This is a genomic window from Marinifilum sp. N1E240, from assembly GCF_009295825.1.
Taxonomy (GTDB): Bacteria; Bacteroidota; Bacteroidia; order Bacteroidales; family Marinifilaceae; genus Marinifilum_A; species Marinifilum_A sediminis.
The window spans coordinates 157087-175107 of sequence record NZ_WHKF01000004.1; the positions used below are offsets into that span (position 1 = coordinate 157087).

General features: G+C 34.7%; 16 protein-coding genes and 4 tRNA genes. 4 read left to right on the forward strand and 16 right to left on the reverse strand.

Annotation, left to right across the window (positions count from 1 at the left end):
- Nucleotides 1-53: 53 nt before the first annotated feature.
- The 8 genes from GCQ56_RS12120 to GCQ56_RS12155 form a co-directional block, all read right to left on the reverse strand.
- Nucleotides 54-1259: an aminotransferase class I/II-fold pyridoxal phosphate-dependent enzyme gene (locus GCQ56_RS12120; RefSeq protein WP_152734741.1), complete on the reverse strand. Its 1206-nt coding sequence runs from the start codon at nt 1257-1259 to the stop codon at nt 54-56.
- A 357-nt stretch (nt 1260-1616) separates the two neighbouring features.
- Nucleotides 1617-1693, reverse strand: a tRNA-Asp gene (locus GCQ56_RS12125).
- Between the two features lie 32 nt (nt 1694-1725).
- Nucleotides 1726-1802: transfer RNA gene (locus GCQ56_RS12130), tRNA-Asp, on the reverse strand.
- 26 nt (nt 1803-1828) lie between these two features.
- Nucleotides 1829-1905, reverse strand: a tRNA-Asp gene (locus GCQ56_RS12135).
- 36 nt (nt 1906-1941) lie between these two features.
- Nucleotides 1942-2015: transfer RNA gene (locus GCQ56_RS12140), tRNA-Asp, on the reverse strand.
- Nucleotides 2016-2178: 163 nt separating this feature from the next.
- Complete coding sequence (locus GCQ56_RS12145; protein ID WP_299994517.1) at nt 2179-2718, reverse strand: RsmD family RNA methyltransferase; 540 nt, start codon at nt 2716-2718, stop codon at nt 2179-2181.
- Nucleotides 2709-3557, reverse strand: a complete 849-nt coding sequence (locus GCQ56_RS12150; RefSeq protein WP_152734742.1) for a DUF3822 family protein — start codon at nt 3555-3557, stop codon at nt 2709-2711. The genes GCQ56_RS12145 and GCQ56_RS12150 overlap by 10 nt, the downstream gene beginning before the upstream one ends.
- Nucleotides 3558-3568: 11 nt before the next feature.
- Nucleotides 3569-4210 carry a hypothetical protein gene (locus tag GCQ56_RS12155; RefSeq protein WP_152734743.1) on the reverse strand — a complete coding sequence of 214 codons (642 nt, stop codon included), beginning with the start codon at nt 4208-4210 and terminating at the stop codon, nt 3569-3571.
- A 90-nt stretch (nt 4211-4300) separates the two neighbouring features.
- Here GCQ56_RS12155 and GCQ56_RS12160 point away from each other — a divergent pair, with 90 nt between their 5' ends.
- Nucleotides 4301-5734 (forward strand): ATP-dependent RecD-like DNA helicase, encoded by a 1434-nt coding sequence (locus tag GCQ56_RS12160; protein ID WP_152734744.1) that lies wholly within the window; start codon nt 4301-4303, stop codon nt 5732-5734.
- On the opposite strand, the gene GCQ56_RS12165 is transcribed toward GCQ56_RS12160, so the two are convergent.
- From GCQ56_RS12165 to GCQ56_RS12200, 8 genes are all read right to left on the reverse strand, one after another.
- Nucleotides 5731-6951 (reverse strand): PP2C family protein-serine/threonine phosphatase, encoded by a 1221-nt coding sequence (locus GCQ56_RS12165; RefSeq protein WP_152734745.1) that lies wholly within the window; start codon nt 6949-6951, stop codon nt 5731-5733. The genes GCQ56_RS12160 and GCQ56_RS12165 overlap by 4 nt on opposite strands.
- Before the next feature lie 45 nt (nt 6952-6996).
- Entirely contained in the window at nt 6997-8739 is a 1743-nt protein-coding gene (locus tag GCQ56_RS12170) for a phospho-sugar mutase (protein ID WP_152734746.1), read from the reverse strand.
- A gap of 21 nt (nt 8740-8760) precedes the next feature.
- The gene (gene rfbD / locus GCQ56_RS12175) at nt 8761-9633 is read right to left on the reverse strand and encodes a dTDP-4-dehydrorhamnose reductase (RefSeq protein ID WP_152734747.1); all 873 of its coding nucleotides are present in this window, start codon (nt 9631-9633) and stop codon (nt 8761-8763) included.
- Nucleotides 9634-9642: 9 nt separating this feature from the next.
- Nucleotides 9643-10203, reverse strand: coding sequence for a dTDP-4-dehydrorhamnose 3,5-epimerase (gene rfbC, locus GCQ56_RS12180; RefSeq protein ID WP_152734748.1), 561 nt, complete (start codon nt 10201-10203; stop codon nt 9643-9645).
- A gap of 16 nt (nt 10204-10219) precedes the next feature.
- The gene (gene rfbA, locus GCQ56_RS12185) at nt 10220-11089 is read right to left on the reverse strand and encodes a glucose-1-phosphate thymidylyltransferase RfbA (protein WP_152734749.1); all 870 of its coding nucleotides are present in this window, start codon (nt 11087-11089) and stop codon (nt 10220-10222) included.
- An 80-nt stretch (nt 11090-11169) separates the two neighbouring features.
- Nucleotides 11170-12114 (reverse strand): UDP-glucuronic acid decarboxylase family protein, encoded by a 945-nt coding sequence (locus GCQ56_RS12190; RefSeq protein ID WP_152734750.1) that lies wholly within the window; start codon nt 12112-12114, stop codon nt 11170-11172.
- Between the two features lie 95 nt (nt 12115-12209).
- On the reverse strand, nt 12210-13559 hold the full coding sequence (locus tag GCQ56_RS12195; protein ID WP_152734751.1) for a UDP-glucose/GDP-mannose dehydrogenase family protein: 1350 nt from the start codon (nt 13557-13559) through the stop codon (nt 12210-12212).
- A 433-nt stretch (nt 13560-13992) separates the two neighbouring features.
- A complete protein-coding gene (locus GCQ56_RS12200) occupies nt 13993-14568 on the reverse strand; it encodes an alkylphosphonate utilization protein (RefSeq protein ID WP_152734752.1) in 576 nt (191 codons plus the stop codon).
- Nucleotides 14569-14897: 329 nt separating this feature from the next.
- Here GCQ56_RS12200 and rpsA point away from each other — a divergent pair, with 329 nt between their 5' ends.
- The 3 genes from rpsA to GCQ56_RS12215 are packed head-to-tail and all read left to right on the forward strand — an operon-like array spanning nt 14898 to nt 18010.
- The gene (rpsA, locus tag GCQ56_RS12205; RefSeq protein ID WP_152734753.1) at nt 14898-16703 is read left to right on the forward strand and encodes a 30S ribosomal protein S1; all 1806 of its coding nucleotides are present in this window, start codon (nt 14898-14900) and stop codon (nt 16701-16703) included.
- Nucleotides 16704-16720: 17 nt separating this feature from the next.
- Entirely contained in the window at nt 16721-17080 is a 360-nt protein-coding gene (locus GCQ56_RS12210) for an STAS domain-containing protein (RefSeq protein WP_152734754.1), read from the forward strand.
- A 3-nt stretch (nt 17081-17083) separates the two neighbouring features.
- The gene (locus GCQ56_RS12215; protein ID WP_299994506.1) at nt 17084-18010 is read left to right on the forward strand and encodes a ribonuclease Z; all 927 of its coding nucleotides are present in this window, start codon (nt 17084-17086) and stop codon (nt 18008-18010) included.
- Nucleotides 18011-18021: the final 11 nt, after the last annotated feature.

Sequence of the window (18021 nt, forward strand, 5' to 3'; positions counted from 1 at the left end):
ATTAAGATACAAAATATTAATGAGGCACTCGATAGATCTTTAAAATGAAACGATTAAACCTGCGTATGAACCTTTTTTAGGCACTTCTTCATTTTTAGATAAGTCCTTTCAATATCATCATCTAAACCTATAGAAATTCGAACCAATCCATCAGTTAAACCCATTTCCATTCTTTCCTCTTCTGGGATTTCAGATGAAGTACTTCCTCCTGGTGCGCTAAATAGTGTTTTATACGATCCAAGGCTTACTGCTAAATATCCAATATTTGCTTCCTGCATCAATTCCATAAAATGATTAGCCATTTCTTTTTCTTTCAAATCGATCACAAAAAGACCACCGCTACCAAAATTCTTATTTCCCATACTTTTCATGAGTTCATTCTGAGGATGACTTTCTAATCCGGGATAAAGTATTCTGTAACCATCAGCTTCCAATTTCTTGGATAAATAAAGCGCGTTTTGTCCATGTTGCTTCATTCTGATGTGTAAAGTCTTTAAATTTTTATGAATACTTGCAGATCTAAGGCTATCTAAAACCGGACCAAGAAGCATTGCTGAACCATTATTCACATCGTATAAAGCATCGGTGAATTCTTTACTGGCACAAATGGCTCCTGCAACACAGTCACTCATTCCATTAATAAATTTGGTTAAACTGTGAATTACAATGTCAGCTCCCAATTCGGCAGGAGAGAAAATTAATGGAGAAAAAGTGTTATCCACTACCAATTTGCAGTTATTGGCTTTAGCGAGCGCAGAAAGAGTCCTAATATTAGTTATTTCTAACATCGGATTACTCATCGTTTCGCAATAAATCAGTTTTGTATTTTTATTGATTGCTTTTTCTACTTGACTAATATCTGTTGTGTTTACGAACTTTGTTGTGATACCAAATTTTGGAAGAAAGTTTTTTAGTAAGGCATAACTACCACCGTAAATAGTTCTGCTCGATACAATCTCATCTCCCGATTGGCATATTTGTAATAGAGTAGAGCTAATGGCTGCCATTCCCGAGGCTGTAACCAGTGCACTTTCGGTGTTTTCCATTTCAGCAAGTGCTTGCGAGAGGTAAATGTTGGTTGGATTCCAATGACGCGAATACAAATAACAACCATCAATTTCTCCATCGAACACTCCAATCATTGTTTTTGCCTTAAGAAAGGTAAATGTAGAAGAATCGGTAATTGATGGATTGACTCCTCCAAACTCACCAAAATTTTGCAAATCCTGTATTTGATCTGCCGGTTTAAAATTTCCCATTGTTGCTAAAGTCTTAGTATTTAATTGTATTCTACTAAAGTTGGGAAAAATAATCGAAATAAAAGACTTTTAGGTCTGAAAATATATAGGTGCTCTTGATACACAATAACTGAACTTATAAATTTTTTTATTAGAGTTGATAATAAGGGAGTTGTTTGTTTTTATTTCAGGATTTGGTAGCATTGTGATATTCTAGAAGAGGAATCAAGTTAGAAGTATGGCTAGTGAAATAAAATTTACCTAACCGATAGTAGTAAAATGTAAGTATAGAATATTCTGTGAACCAGTATTCGCCAATTTTTAAAAATTGAGCATAAAAAAACCTCCGACTCAAATTGAATCGAAGGCTTATGTTTTTGGCGGTCCGGACGAGACTCGAACTCGCGACCCCATGCGTGACAGGCATGTATTCTAACCAACTGAACTACCGGACCAAAAATAATAATGTAAAGAACTTAATCTTTGTTGGCGGTCTGGACGAGACTCGAACTCGCGACCCCATGCGTGACAGGCATGTATTCTAACCAACTGAACTACCAGACCAAAATAATATAAATACTTTTCTTTTTTGGCGGTCCGGACGAGACTCGAACTCGCGACCCCATGCGTGACAGGCATGTATTCTAACCAACTGAACTACCGGACCAAAAAATAATAATGTAAAGAACGTTTTTCTTCTTAGCGGTCTGGACGAGACTCGAACTCGCGACCCCATGCGTGACAGGCATGTATTCTAACCAACTGAACTACCAGACCTTGTTTTTTTGATAGCGATGCAAAGATAATGCAAGTTTTTTGACTTGCAATATCTAAGTGTGTTTTTTTGAGTGAAATATTAGCTTAAGTCAGTAATATAGCGGTTTTGAGGATGTTACGACAAGTAAAAAAAATGCTTTTTTTTTACAGGGTATTCAACTTGCTACTTCTTTAACTTAAAGAAACTAAAATTCACACTCCCATAGGTTCTTTTTTCAAAAAAAGATGGATGTGCTGAGAAGTCATTTGCTGAACCATGTTCAACAATTAAAAGACCATTTTCAGTTAATAATTCTTTTTCCAGAATAGAATTTGGGATACTATCTATACCTTTCATATCGAATGGAGGATCTGCAAAAACCATATCAAATTTCTGACGACAGGATTTTACAAAGCGAAAAACATCGGATTTAATAGGAAGTATTTGTTCAAACTTTAGTTCTTCAATCGTTTTTTGAATGAATGCAAAGTGGCGATGATTTTTTTCTACACAAATTATTTTTTCTGCACCTCTCGATGCAAATTCATAACTAATACCACCTGTACCTCCAAATAGGTCTAATACGCTTAAATCTTCGAAATCTATCATGTTATTCAAAACATTAAATAGATTTTCTTTGGCAAAATCGGTTGTAGGTCGTGCCTTGAAACTTTTATCCGGAGTTATCCTTCTACCTTTATGTGTCCCGCTTACTATTCGCACCTGGATAAATTTATTAGATTAATATATTGATTGTATTCCTTATGGGGAATGGCATTTTTTATTCTCAGTTCCGTGGGAAGGAGTTTAACCTCTACATGGGTCAAGTATTTTTTTAGCAATTGTATGGATTTACTTTCTTCTTGTATCAGTCCATCTACTATTAGCTTACTTCTTTCGTTGTTTAGCTTTTGTTGTTTGTAAACATTAAGAATGTAATAAGCTAAATCTGAATCTTCGGTGTACGAAAAACTGTTAATGAAATGTTTGTTGTTTCTATCCGGAATGATGATATGAAAGAAACTCTTTTGAATGTTTACAAAAATATTTGGATTATTATCATGTGGTTCTTCTTTAATAGCACATGAATAAAAAGGATAAGTGTGATGATAGAATTTAACTGTTGAGAATTGTTGTATCAGTACTTCCTTGAAGTTATTAGGTATAGAAAAGACACAATACGATTCTAAAGCTGAAATATTATTCTGCTCTAACACTTCCTCTTCTGATAATTCATGACAGAGCTGAAAACTTTCAAAAGCGAATTGCTCGGAATAAAATTCATTTGGTATCAGAACAGATTTGTTTGAGACCCATAAAACTGAAATTGTTTTATATTTTAAATTGAGTAACTCGTTGTTTCGAATTTGCTCTTTAAATGAATTAAGAGTTTCAATTGTTGAGTTCTGATCGAATGTTTGAAAGCGTTTTAATGCCAAACATTTTTTATTTCCGTTGAGTATAGAAAAAGAAAATCCATCCGAGCCAACTCGGATGGATAAATTATATTCTTCAGTTTTGTTTTTATCAAATGTAGACTCAACAAATACTAGGTCGTCCATATAGTAAAGGATTACTCCCAGTTTCCTGCGTTATTGTTAGCTTCTTCAAGAGAACCTACCATTAAGCCTGGGTATTTGTTCAAACGAATACGGTTACCATTTAATTCTTTAATTTCTTCACTATACTCTTCAAAGATATCTTCGAAAATTATCATGTTAGAAACTCTTGCTTCGAAAACCTGAACTTTAACTTGAGAACCTGTTATGAAAACACCAGCTCCTAATTTAAATTCATGCTGTCCTTTAGTGAAAGGAACGTATTTTAAATTCTCAATCGCATATTCTTTTCCAAAAATAGTGTCAAGAGCTGAAATTTTAATAGTATCACGAGTAATGAATCCTTTTTTAACAGCTTCTTTTTCAGTCATACCTGCTTCAACCTGCTCATCAGTAAGAGAACCAATAGATTTGATCAAAGGCATTGAGTCAGTCTTGATAAAGCTAATCAATGTATCAAAACTTCCAGTGTACTTACCATTAACTTCTTTATAAGCTCCTTGTGCTTTGCGAATATCTTTCAATTGATCGATAATTCTTTCGTAACGTTGCTCCTGGATTTTACCAAATTCAAGTGGCTTGTTAATACTTTGGTAGCTTAAGTAAGCAAGTGCAATAATTGCTATGAATAGTAAGATTTGAAAGATTTTTTTCATTTTTATTCTTATTAGTTTGTGTAAGTTTGTCTGCAAATTTAAAAAAAAAATCTATTTGGCTATTTTTATATCCATTAAAATTTAACAGAAATGATAAAAAATCACCTTGCCGATATGATTAGGGAGCATCTTAAATTCGCTCCAACTAGTGATCAAACTAAGGCTATAGTTGATTTAGCTGATTTTGTAATTCAGGATTCTGAGAAAAAAATTTTTTTATTAAAAGGATACGCCGGAACAGGAAAAACAACTTTAGTTAGTGCCCTTACTTCAACATTAGGCGATTTAAAGATAAAAACGGTTCTTTTAGCACCTACAGGTCGAGCGGCGAAAGTGCTAAGTCAATATTCTAAAAAGTCTGCTTTTACCATTCACAAAAAAATATATCGACAAAAATCATTGGCTGATGCAGATGGTGTTTTTGTAAAGGATAGAAATTTGCACAATAATACTGTCTTTTTGGTGGATGAAGCCTCTATGATTTCTAACTATTCTCCTGAAGCTAGTGTGTTTGGTTCGGGTTGTCTTTTAGACGATTTGATAGAATATGTTTATGCAGGTAAAAATTGCAAATTGATACTGGTAGGAGATTCTGCTCAGTTACCTCCTGTTGGTTTAGATATTAGTCCTGCTCTTGATCCGGAAGAGTTGCGTGCCTGTTATAATTATGGAATTGAGGAGTTAACCTTAACTCAAGTTGTTCGTCAAAATCAAGAATCTGGCATTTTAATGAATGCGACCGAATTGAGAAAAATGTTAAGGGAGAATCAAGATGGATTTCCAGCCTTGTCAACAAATCAATTTCCAGATGTATTTAAGATTACTGGTGCCGATTTAATTGAAGAAATATCATCAGCTCATTACCAGTATGGTGTCGAGGATACAATTGTAATAAGTCGATCTAATAAGAGAGCGAATCGATTCAATCAGGGGATTCGAAATACTGTTCTTTATCGTGAAGAGGAAATATCAGTGGGAGACTTATTAATGGTTGTGAAGAACAATTATTTTTGGGCACACGATATCGAAAATCTTGATTTTATTGCCAATGGAGATATCATTGAAATTGTTCGGATTAAAAAGCATATTGAAATGTATGGTTTTAGGTATGCAGAGGTGACTGTGCGCTTTCCTGATTATGATGATGTAGAATTGGATACAATGATCATGCTGGATACTTTGGATATTGAAACAGCATCATTGGGTTATGAAGAGAACAAGAAATTGTTTTTTGCCGTGGCAGAGGATTATGCCGATATAAAAATAAAAAAGAAGCGATTCGAAAAAGTTCGTAATGATAAATTCTTTAATGCCATGCAAGTGAAATTTGCTTATTCAGTAACTTGCCATAAAGCACAAGGAGGGCAGTGGAAAGCTGTTTTTGTTGACCAGGGGTATTTAACGGATGAATTACTTAACCGAGAATATTACAGATGGCTGTATACAGCATTAACACGAGCTACTGAAAAGCTTTTTCTGGTAAATTTTAAAAAAGATTTTTTTCCTGATGAGGAAGAGTATTAAATCTCAATACCAATCATTAAAATATCATCGGTTTGTTCATTGCTGTGTTTCCACTTTTCCAGCCAATTAAAGATATCTGATTTTTGAAGATTGATAGATTTTCCTTGTATTTCAAGAAGTTTTTCGTAAAACTGCTTTCGCTTTAATCTTTTTTGTTGGTCTCCACCTAATTGATCTGTAATTCCATCGCTGTAAAGGAAAATTCTGTCTCCAGAATGTATTTTGATTTTTTTAGTGGTAAATTCTACGAATTCAGATTCTTTTCCAATAGAATTTCTATCTCCGGAAACTTCAAAAAGAGAATGAGTTGAGCTAGATAATTTTGCTTCAGTATCCAGATTGTCTACAATTAATTGAGTATTGTTTTCACGAATAATCACAAGTGCTCTTTTCGCACCAACAAATTCAAGAATATTATCTTGTGGATATATCGAACAAAATACACCATCCATACCATCATGTTGAGTGTACGTATCTGCAGAGGTATTTAAAACTTTACTAAACTTTCGACTTAAAAGAGAAAAAATTTGTTCCGCATTAACTTCATTGCCATTTTGAGATAAGGTATGAAGTTCCATCTGACCCATTATGGTTAACATAGCTGCAGGAACACCATGTCCGGTGCAATCAAAAAGTCCAATACTTTTTTTGTTGTAGCTTTGTTGTATCCAATAAAAATCACCTCCGATGACATGTTTTGGCAGGTTGATTATGAAAGATTTTGGATATAGTCTTCTGAAATGTTCAGCATCAGGAAGAATCGATCTTTGAATTCGCTGAGCATGAATCATACCTTGGTGAATATCGTAATATGATTTGTATTTTGAAATTTCTTGTTTTTGTTCATTTATCTGAAAAGCAATCAGAACCTTTGTTTGCAACTCAGTAAAGTCAATTGGCTTTTTTACGTAATCTTGAGCACCTAAGCTAAGAGTAGCTTTAATGCTTTCCATTTCCGTTTTTGCCGTAACCATAATTACGGGAATTTCTCTTAACCTCTCATTTGCTTGAATACGCTCAAGAACCTCAATTCCATCCATAACGGGCATCATGATATCTAGCAAAACCACATCTGGAATATTTGTTTCCAACCAAGCAAGCGCTTGCTGTCCACTTTCCTTCGATATGACATTGTATTCGCGTCTAAAATATGCCTCGATTAGTTTGTTGTTGATTGGTGAATCGTCAACAGAGAGAATGGTTCTTTTACTGTCCATAGGTTAGAATAAGTGTAGGGTAGCTTTTATGCTACCCTAAATTTATTAGTTTAATTTTAAAGAATCTATTATTCCATCAATTTTTTTATTTGCTTTTTCTTCTGTAATAAAAAATTCATTAAGAGAATTTAATTTCTCACGAACTTCGAAATAAAATTTGATTTTTGGTTCTGTTCCAGATGGACGCACAGAAATCTTAGTTCCATCCTCAAGATAGAATTGTAAAACATCTGCAGTTGTTTCAAAATCAAGATCGGTAGCTTCACCAGTAATTGGATTGGTGGCTTTTCTGGTTGTATAGTCTTTTACCAAAATCATTTTCGATCCATTAATTTCTTTCGGTGTATTAAACCTGTAATCATGCATCATTTGATTGATTTCCTGAGATCCTTGTAATCCTTCACGAACAATGTAGATCATTTTCTCTTTAGAAAATCCATATTCAATGTAAATTTCTTTTAAAATATCGAATAGGTTTTTTCCTTGATCCTTAGCCCAAGCTGCAATTTCAGCCATAACACTACATGCCGATACGGCATCTTTGTCTCGTGTAAAGTCACCAGGCATGTATCCGAATGATTCTTCACCACCTCCAACATAGTTTTTCTCAGGATTCTTTCGCATAACGTCTGCAATCCATTTAAAACCAGTGTAGGCGTCGAAACATTCTACGTTGTTTTTCTCTGCTACATCTTTGAATAATTCAGTGGTTACAATTGTTTTAACCACGTAATCATTACCTGTAAGAAGACCTAATTCTCTTCTTCTTTTAATAAGATAATAGGTAAAAATTAAAGCCGTTTGGTTACCATTAATGATTTCCCATTCGCCTTTATCATTTTTCACAGAGATTCCCAAACGATCACCATCAGGATCACATGCCATTACTAAATCAGCATCAACCTCTTCAGCTTTATCCACTGCCATTTTTAGAGCCTCTGGCTCTTCTGGGTTCGCAGACCATACAGTTGGGAAATTACCATCTACAACATCTTGTTCCGGAATGTGAATTACATTTTCAAAACCGAAATTAGCCAATGAATCAGGAACAAGTTTTACTGTAGTTCCGTGAAGTGGTGTAAATACAATCTTAAGATCTTTCTGATTTTTAATCGCCTCAGGTGAAAGAGTTAATGTTTTAACTGTGTCGAGATATAACTTATCCATTTCAGCACCTAAAACTTCTATCAAATCTGGATTTCCTTCGAATTTAATATCATCAACTTTAACCGCCTTAACAGCATCGATGATATTTTTATCGTGAGGCGTTACAATCTGAGATCCATCGTCCCAATAAGCTTTGTAACCATTGTACTCTTTAGGATTGTGAGATGCAGTAATAATTACACCTGATTTACAACCCAAATGACGAATGGCAAAAGACATTTCGGGTGTTGGTCTTAAATCGTCAAATATATATGCTTTAATTCCATTAGCAGAAAAAATATTAGCTACCGTATCCGAAAATAATTTACTATTATTTCTACAGTCATAGCCAATGCAAATTGAAATTTCTTCGTCTGAGAAACATTCATTTAAATAGTTTGCTAAACCTTGAGTGGCGGCCCCAACTGTGTATATATTCATTCGGTTAGTTCCGGGACCCATTTTTCCTCGTAATCCTCCGGTTCCAAATTCTAAATCTTTGTAAAAAGAATCTATAAGATTGGTCTGATCTTCCTGGTTAAGTAGAGATTGAACGTCACTTTTTGTCGTCTCGTCATAATTCCCATCAAGCCATAAGTTGGCTTTTTCAATAACACTTTCTAAAATTTCCGTTTTGTTCATTTCCGAAAAGGTTTCTAATAATTAACTATTTATTCTATTGATACAATGAGATATCCTTCCCCTCCAGTGCGGAATATCGAGACCAAAAATATGTTTAATTTTTGATTTATTCAAAACACTGTAATGTGGTCTTTTTGCAAGACACTTAAAGTCCTTACTTTCAATGGTGTTTATTTTACAGTCATTCTTAGCTTCAATTTGAATTTCGCTGGCAAAATCAAACCAACTGCAAACACCTTCGTTTGAATAGTGATAAGTTCCATAATCATTAAAGTCTTTGTCTGCGTGTATTTTTTTGATGATTTGTATAATACATGAAGCTAAATCGTGAGCATAAGTTGGTGTACCTACCTGATCAACAATAACTCCTAGTTGATCTTTATCTTTACCCAAATTAATCATTGTTTTTAGGAAGTTTTTCCCAAAAGGAGAATAGAGCCATGAGGTTCTAATGATAATATGCTTAAGGCAAATGGTTCTTAGAAATTCTTCACCTTCAAATTTAGTATTTCCATAAACTCCTTGTGGAGCTATTGTTTCATTTTCCTGATAAGGTTTAAAGCCTTCGCCAGAGAAAACGTAATCTGTAGAAATATGAATTGGAGTTATTTCATGTAATTTCGAAACTTCAGCAAGGTTTTTTACTGCAATGGCATTAATTAGCCTGGCAGTTTCTTCGTCTTTTTCAGCTTGATCGACGTTTGTGTAGGCAGCACAATTTATTAAGTATTTTATCTTTTTTCCTGTAATAAAATCCGATAATGCCTTCGGAGATGTAATGTCAAGTTCGGCAACATCGGTAAAAATAAATTCAAATTCTGGAAAAATTGATGATAATTCCTTGATTTCAGATCCCAATTGTCCATTGCTTCCGGTCACTAAGATTTTTGTCATAAAAGCGGTTTATTTACCAAATTTAAAATTCTTTTCTGCTTCCTTAAAGTTTGGTAGCACTTTGTCTTTAGGCGATATTATTGCATTTTCAGCTGAAATTCTCCAATCTATATTCAAGTAAGGATCATTAAAATTTAAACCTCTCTCAGCTTTGGGTTGGTAGAGGCTATCACATTTATAAACAAAAGTTGCAGTTTCGCTCAAGACCGAAAATCCATGAGCAAAGCCTTTGGGTATTAAGAATTGTATTTTATTTTCGGCAGAAAGTTCAATACCTCTCCATTTTCCGTAGGTGGGAGAATCTTGTCGAAGATCAACCGCAACATCAAAAACTTTTCCTTGAATAACTCTAACCAGTTTGGTTTGAGAATAAGGTGCCAATTGATAGTGCAGTCCTCTGATTACTCCATAGCCCGATTTTGATTCATTATCTTGAACAAAATTCAGGTTTAAACCATGTTTCTTAAATTCATTATCATTAAAGCTTTCGAAAAAATATCCTCTCTCATCTTCGAAAACTCTTGGCTGTATTATTAGTAAATCAGGTATTTCAGTTTTTATGATTTCCATAGTCGATTTGTTGATTCTAATCTTCGTTTGCAATTCTCACCAAATACTCTCCATATTGATTTTTCAGTAATGGTTCAGCTAGTTTTAATAACTGATCTTTATTAATGAATTTGTTTCGGTAAGCAATTTCCTCTATACAGGCTACTTTTAATCCTTGTCTTTGCTCAATAGTTGCAATAAAATTTGATGCTTGCAACATGCTTTCATGTGTGCCAGTATCCAACCAAGCCATTCCTCGACCAAGAATTTTAAGATTCAATTGATTTTCTTCAAGGTAAATCCTATTGAGATCTGTGATTTCAAGTTCACCTCTTTTTGAGGGTTTTAATGATTTCGCTTTTTCAACAACAGAGTTATCGTAAAAATACAAGCCTGTAACTGCGTAATTCGATTTTGGATTCTCTGGTTTTTCCTCTATGCTCTTAACCAATCCATTCTTATCAAACTCGGCAACACCATATCTCTCAGGGTCATTTACATGATAACCAAAAACATGAGCACCATTGGTTAATTTGGCAGATTCGTTTAATTGTTTGCTAAATTCATAACCGTAGTAAAGGTTATCACCAAGAATCATACACACAGGACTATCGCCTATAAATTCTTCACCAATAATAAAAGCTTGCGCTAAACCATCAGGCGATGGCTGTTCCGCATAAGATATATCCAATCCGTATTGTTTGCCATCATCAAAAAGATCTTTGTATAAAGGCAAATCCTTTGGTGTAGATATAATTAGAATTTCCTTTATTCCGGCAAGCATTAGTACCGACAATGGATAATATATCATTGGTTTGTCGTATACAGGGATAATTTGCTTGGAAATACTTTTTGTAATGGGATATAATCGAGTACCAGAACCTCCGGCTAATATAATTCCTTTCATTTGGATTTAATTTTTAATGATTTTATCAAGTCATTCACTAACTTTTTGATTGGTCTCTATTTGATTACTTCACAATTGTTTTATCGATTAGATAGTAAGGTGTCGAAATAATCAATAGTTTTGACTAAGCCGTTGTTTAGTTGAATGGTAGGCTCCCAATTGTTTAGCTCTTTTTTTGCCAGACTAATGTTTGGCTGTCGTTGAGTAGGATCATCTTGAGGAAGAGGTAAGTGAATAATTTTAGATTTGGAGTTGGTTAATTCAATCACTTTTTGAGCCAGTTCTAAAATTGTAAATTCGTTAGGATTCCCAATATTTACAGGTCCTGTAAAATTGTGACGTGTTTGCATCATTCTTGAGATTCCTTCCACCAAATCGTCAACATACTGAAAACTTCTGGTTTGAGATCCATCTCCAAAAATGGTTATGTCTTCGTTTTGAAGAGCTTGTACGATAAAATTTGAAACCACTCTACCGTCGTCTGGATTCATGTTGGGACCATAAGTATTGAAAATGCGAATGATCTTGATATCAACATTGTTTTGATTGTGATAATCCATAAACAAGGTTTCTGCACAACGTTTTCCTTCATCATAACAAGAACGGATGCCGATTGGGTTTACATTTCCCCAGTAATCCTCTGTTTGCGGGTGAATCTCTGGGTCTCCATATACCTCACTTGTTGAGGCTTGTAGGATTCGAGCTTTTACACGCTTGGCAAGTCCCAGCATATTTATGGCTCCCATTACAGAAGTTTTTATGGTTTTAATTGGATTATATTGGTAGTGAACTGGTGAAGCAGGACATGCCATATTGTAAATTTCATCAACCTCTGCAAAATAAGGAGAGGTTACATCGTGACGAACCAATTCAAAGTATGGATTATCTAATAAATGAGCTATGTTTTTTTTAGCTCCTGTAAAGTAATTGTCTAGGCAGATAACGTCGTTACCTTCTCTTAATAATCGCTCGCATAGGTGAGAACCGATAAAACCGGCACCTCCGGTTACTAAAACTCTTTTCATGTTTTTAGATTTGTTGGTAGCTGTCTTTGCGACATGATGTGTTGTATAAGTAAACCTCCCGAAATTATCGGGAGGTATTTGCTCTGAGATTTATTTTATTGAACTGGAATTCCATTGGTTTTACCAATAACTTCACGACCGATAGAGTAATATATGTAATCATTGTCCGTCATGTCTTCAATGTCGTAAATGTTACGCCCATCAAATATAATCTTGTTTTTCAATAGCTTCTCCATAACCCTAAAGTTAGGAACTTTAAATTCATTCCATTCTGTTACAACAATTAGTGCATCGGCATCTATTAATGCTTCGTATTGATCTTTTGCGTATTCCACATCTGAACCAATTCTTCTTTCGCATTCTTCCATGGCAACAGGGTCATAAGCTACTACTTCTGCACCTTCCTTTAATAGTTTATCAATAATAACTAAAGCAGGAGCTTCACGCATATCATCGGTGTTAGGCTTAAATGAAAGTCCCCACATCGCGAATTTTTTTCCTTTGAGATTTCCTTCGAAATGAGTCATCATCTTTTTGTAGAGAACGCTTTTTTGACGATTATTAACCAGCTCAACAGATTTGAGAATTTCAAGAGGGTGTCCTTTTTGTTCAGAAGTTTTAACAAGAGCCTGAACATCTTTAGGGAAGCAAGATCCTCCATAACCAGTTCCAGGGTAAATGAATTTATTTCCAATTCTACTATCAGACCCAATTCCTCTTCGAACGTTGTTTACATCGGCACCAACAATTTCACAAAGATTGGCGATGTCGTTCATGAATGAAATTTTGGTTGCGAGCATTGAGTTTGCTGCATATTTTGTCATTTCAGCTGAAGGTATATCCATAAAAATAACAGGATGATTATTCATGAGAAATGGTTTGTAAAGTCTTTTCATGACTTTTTGAGCTTTACCGGATTCTGTTCCAATTACGACTCGATCCGGTTTTAAAAAGTCATCTATGGCAGCACCTTCTTTTAAGAATTCAGGGTTTGAAGCCACATCGAATTTTACATCTGAATTTCGTTTGTCTAGCTCTTCTTGAACCGCAGCTTTTACTTTTTTTGCCGTTCCGATTGGTACCGTACTTTTAGTTACAATTACCATGTAATGTTCAGCGTGCTTTCCAATTTCTCGGGCTACTCCTAAAACATATTGTAAATCGGCACTACCATCTTCGTCAGGAGGAGTTCCAACCGCAATAAATACGGCATCGGCTTCGCTTAAACAATCTTTTAAATTGGTTGAAAAAAACAATCTGCCTTTTTCCATATTTCGGGTTACCATTGGGGAAAGGCCAGGCTCATAAATAGGGATAATTCCTTTGTTTAGGTTGTCTATTTTTGTCTGATCTACGTCAACGCACGTAACAGTTATGCCTGTTTCAGCAAAACAGGTTCCAGAAACTAGTCCAACGTAACCTGTACCAACAATTGTAATGTTCATATAGATAGCTTTTTAAGTGATTGTGTTTGGGTAAGTTTTTCGTTACCCTAAATAACAAAATAAATTTAAGTCAAACACCAATGAAGTTAATCAAATTTGATTGCATGTCAATTGATGTTTTTTTGATACGCAAAAACAAATATTTTGTTTGATTTTAGCCTGTTTTTTGTGAGTGTAGTCGTATTAATATTTATAAGAACATAATACACTCGATGTATTTGAAGAATGTTATTAGTTAATTTTTTTGGAGAAATAGTAAATGTATTTATTCGATTTAAATAAATATGAAAGAAGATGGTGTTGAATTGAATAATGGAGAAGGGATATTTATGTTTTTCCTTATAGGAACATTGAATGAAGTTTTTTGTATAAAAAAACAAGACCGGAAATTCAATTGAATTTCCGGTCTTGTTTTGTAGTTATTATTCTAAGTCTACATTTTCTTCACATACTTGGTTAAAATATAAATGTGCTGTCCTTCTACACGTCCTTCAATGTGAGTAGCATCATCTGCTACCAATGAGATGCGACGCACGGCAGTACCACGCTTGGCAGTAAATCCAGCACCTGAGACTTTTAAGTCCTTAATAAGAACTACATTGTCACCAGCTAGCAACTGTACTCCGTTGCTATCTATGTGTTTAACTGCATCCTCATCCTCTTCACCTTCGCCAGTTGCTTTAGCCCATTCTAAAGTTTCTTCGTCAAGATAAAGCATATCCAATAAATCTTGAGGCCACCCTTCAGAGCGAAGTCTATTTAGCATTCTCCATGCCATAACTTGTACAGCAGGTTCTGTACTCCACATGCTATCGTTTAGGCAACGCCAGTGATTGGCATCCATTTTATCTGCATTTTCAATTTGCTCATGACAAGTTCCACAAACTAAAATATGTTGTTCTGTATTTTTATTCGATGGTGCAACTTCAAAAGCTTTTAAATCTTCAGTAGAAGAACATAGCTCACATACAGAGCCGCTTCTTGTATGTAATTCCTTTTCTATACTCATTTTATTATTGTTTGAGTCTATTTTGATATTTTTTTGCAAAGGTAGTTCAGAATTGATACGAATTGCAATTTTTCAGGAATTTCCTCTTGATGAATGGAGTTTGGATGTTTAATAATGCTGTTTTTGATTACAAGAAAGAATCATTAGGAAATGTATTGACTTTGTAGGCTTTTAGTCTAAAAAGTATTTTTGATCTTTAGCCATTACTTCTTTAACTGTTTTTGCGAAAAAAAAGTCGTAACTTGAATGTTCTTCCGGAATAAATGTATACTTTTGCACGGAATTTTATATATAATGTCTAATTTATTAGTAAATCAGTAATTTAACACATGGTTGAAGAAAACAAAAAAGTAGATCATTCTGCTCCAGATGCAGAATTTGATTGGGATGCTTTCACTAATGCAGAAGGTTTTGCAGGTGAAAAAAGAACAGAATTAGAAGCAATGTATGATAAAACTTTATCTACAGTAGCTGAAAAAGAAGTAATTGATGGTACAGTTATTTCATTAAACAAAAGAGAAGTTGTAATCAATATTGGTTACAAATCAGATGGTATTGTAAGCTTAAATGAATTCAGATATAATCCTGAATTAACTGTAGGTGATACTGTTGAAGTTTACGTTGAGTCTCAAGAAGACAAAAAAGGACAGTTAGTTCTTTCACACAAAAAAGCTCGTGCACTACGTTCATGGGATCGTGTGAACTCTGCATTAGAGAACGACGAAATTATTAAAGGTTACATCAAATGTCGTACTAAAGGTGGTATGATCGTTGACGTATTTGGAATCGAGGCTTTCTTGCCAGGATCTCAAATTGATGTTAAGCCTATCCGTGACTACGATGTTTACGTAGGAAAAACTATGGAATTTAAGGTTGTTAAAATCAATCACGAATTTAAAAATGTTGTTGTTTCTCACAAAGCTCTTATCGAAGCTGAACTTGAACAACAGAAGAAAGAAATTATTGCTAAGCTTGAAAAAGGTCAGGTTCTTGAAGGAACTGTTAAGAACATCACTTCGTATGGTGTATTCATCGATTTAGGTGGAGTTGACGGTTTGATTCACATTACAGATCTTTCTTGGGGTCGAGTAACTCACCCAAGCGAAATTGTTGAGCTTGATCAGAAATTAAACGTTGTAATCCTTGACTTTGATGACGATAAGAAGCGTATCGCTCTAGGTCTTAAGCAACTTACTCCACATCCATGGGATGCTCTTGATGCAGAAATGAAAGTGGGAGATACCGTTAAAGGTAGAGTAGTTGTTATGGCTGATTACGGTGCATTCGTTGAGATTGCTACTGGAGTTGAAGGTTTGATTCACGTTTCTGAAATGTCTTGGTCTCAGCACTTAAGATCTGCTCAGGATTTCATGAAAGTTGGAGACGAAGTAGAAGCTCAAATTCTTACATTGGATCGCGAAGAGAGAAAAATGTCTCTTGGTATCAAGCAATTGAAAACAGATCCATGGGAAGGTATCGAAACTAAGTATGCTGTTAATTCTAAGCACACTGCTAAGGTTCGTAACTTCACTAACTTCGGTGTATTCGTAGAAATTGAAGAAGGTGTTGATGGATTAATCCACATCTCTGATCTTTCTTGGACTAAGAAAGTGAAGCATCCAGCTGAGTTCACTCAAATTGGTGCTGAGATCGAAGTTAAAGTTCTTGAAATCGACAAGGACAACAGAAGATTAAGTTTAGGTCACAAGCAATTGGAAGAAAATCCATGGGATGTGTTCGAAACTATCTTTACAACTGATTCAGTTCACGAAGGAACTATCGTAGAAGTTTTCGAAAAAGGTGCTGTTATTGCTCTTCCTTACGGTGTTGAAGGATTTGCAACTCCACGTCACTTGGTGAAAGAAGATGGTGCTCAGGCAAAAGTTGACGAGAAATTATCATTCAAAGTGATTGAATTCTCTAAAGCTGCTAAGAGAATTATTCTTTCTCACTCAAGAACTTTCGAAGATGTGAAGAAAGCTGAAGATACTGCTAAGAAGAAAGAAGTTGCTAAGACCACTAAAAAGGGTGTTAAAAAGGTGAAAGATTCACTAGAAAAGACTACCTTAGGTGATATATCAGAATTAGCTGCTTTGAAATCGAAAATGGAAAGCGGTAACGAAGGCGAAAAATAATTAAAAAATAGGTACTTATGGACTTCAAGATTGACAAGAAAGACGGATACACTTTAGTTCAGGTGTTGAAAGATAAATTGGATACTCATATTGCTCCAGCATTAAAATCAGAATTGGTTTTGATTTCAGGAAATGGTGAGAGAAATATTCTTTTAGATTTAACTCCTTGTACGTATTGTGATTCTTCTGGTCTTAGTGCAATTCTTGTAGCGAATAGGTTGTGCAAAAATGCCAATGGAACATTTGTTCTATATGGTTTGCAGCCTGCTGTTGAAAGATTAGTTTCTATTTCTCAGTTAGATTCAGTTTTAAATATTGCTTATAATATGGACGAGGCTGTTTCTACAATGAAAGCTCAAATTGAATTAAACAAATAGTTTGTGAAATTTGAAGTAACAATCTTAGGGAGCAATTCTGCATTGCCAACTACCAAAAGATTTCCAACCGCTCAGGTGCTCAATGTACTTGAGCGGTTTTTTTTAATCGATTGTGGTGAAGGCACGCAGATTCAGATGAAACGATTCAGGGTTCCGATGAACCGGATCAATCATATTTTTATCTCTCATACGCATGGAGATCATATTTTCGGGTTAATTGGTTTACTATCTACATATGCTCTTCAGGGGCGTAAAGCCGATTTGCATATCTATGGACACAGCAAGTTGGAAAAGTTGATTACTTTTCAACTCGAGCTTTTGGAAACACGAAAACCATACAAAATCATTTTTCATACTATATATGGGAAAGAGGTTCAAACTCTTTTTGAGGATGAGAAGATGATTGTTCAATCATTTCCTTTAAAGCATGGAGCAATGCCTTGTGCTGGTTTTTTATTTAAGGAAAAGGAAAGACCCAGAACATTAATAAGTGATATGCTGAAAGCTTATGATGTTCCTATAAAATTTAGGAAAGCATTAAAAGAAGGTGAAGATTTTGTCACCGAAGATGGAGATGTAATTCCTAACAAAAGACTAACAACAGATGCTCCTCGATCACGATCTTATGCATTCTGTACAGATACAGTTCCTTATGCTAAAATTTTGCCTGTAATCGAAAATGTTGATCTGCTTTACCATGAAGCAACATTTTTAAAAACGGAAACAAAATTGGCAAAATCAACTTACCATTCTACCGCCGAGCAAGCTGCTAATGTTGCTAACCAAGCAAATGTTAGAAAGTTAATCATAGGTCATTTTTCGGCTCGTTTTAAAAAGCTTGACGAACATTTAAAAGAAGCTAAAGAAATATTTCCCCATACTGATTTGGCTGAAGACGGAAAGAAGTTTCAGATTGAACTTGATCGCTAAAAATGAATAAG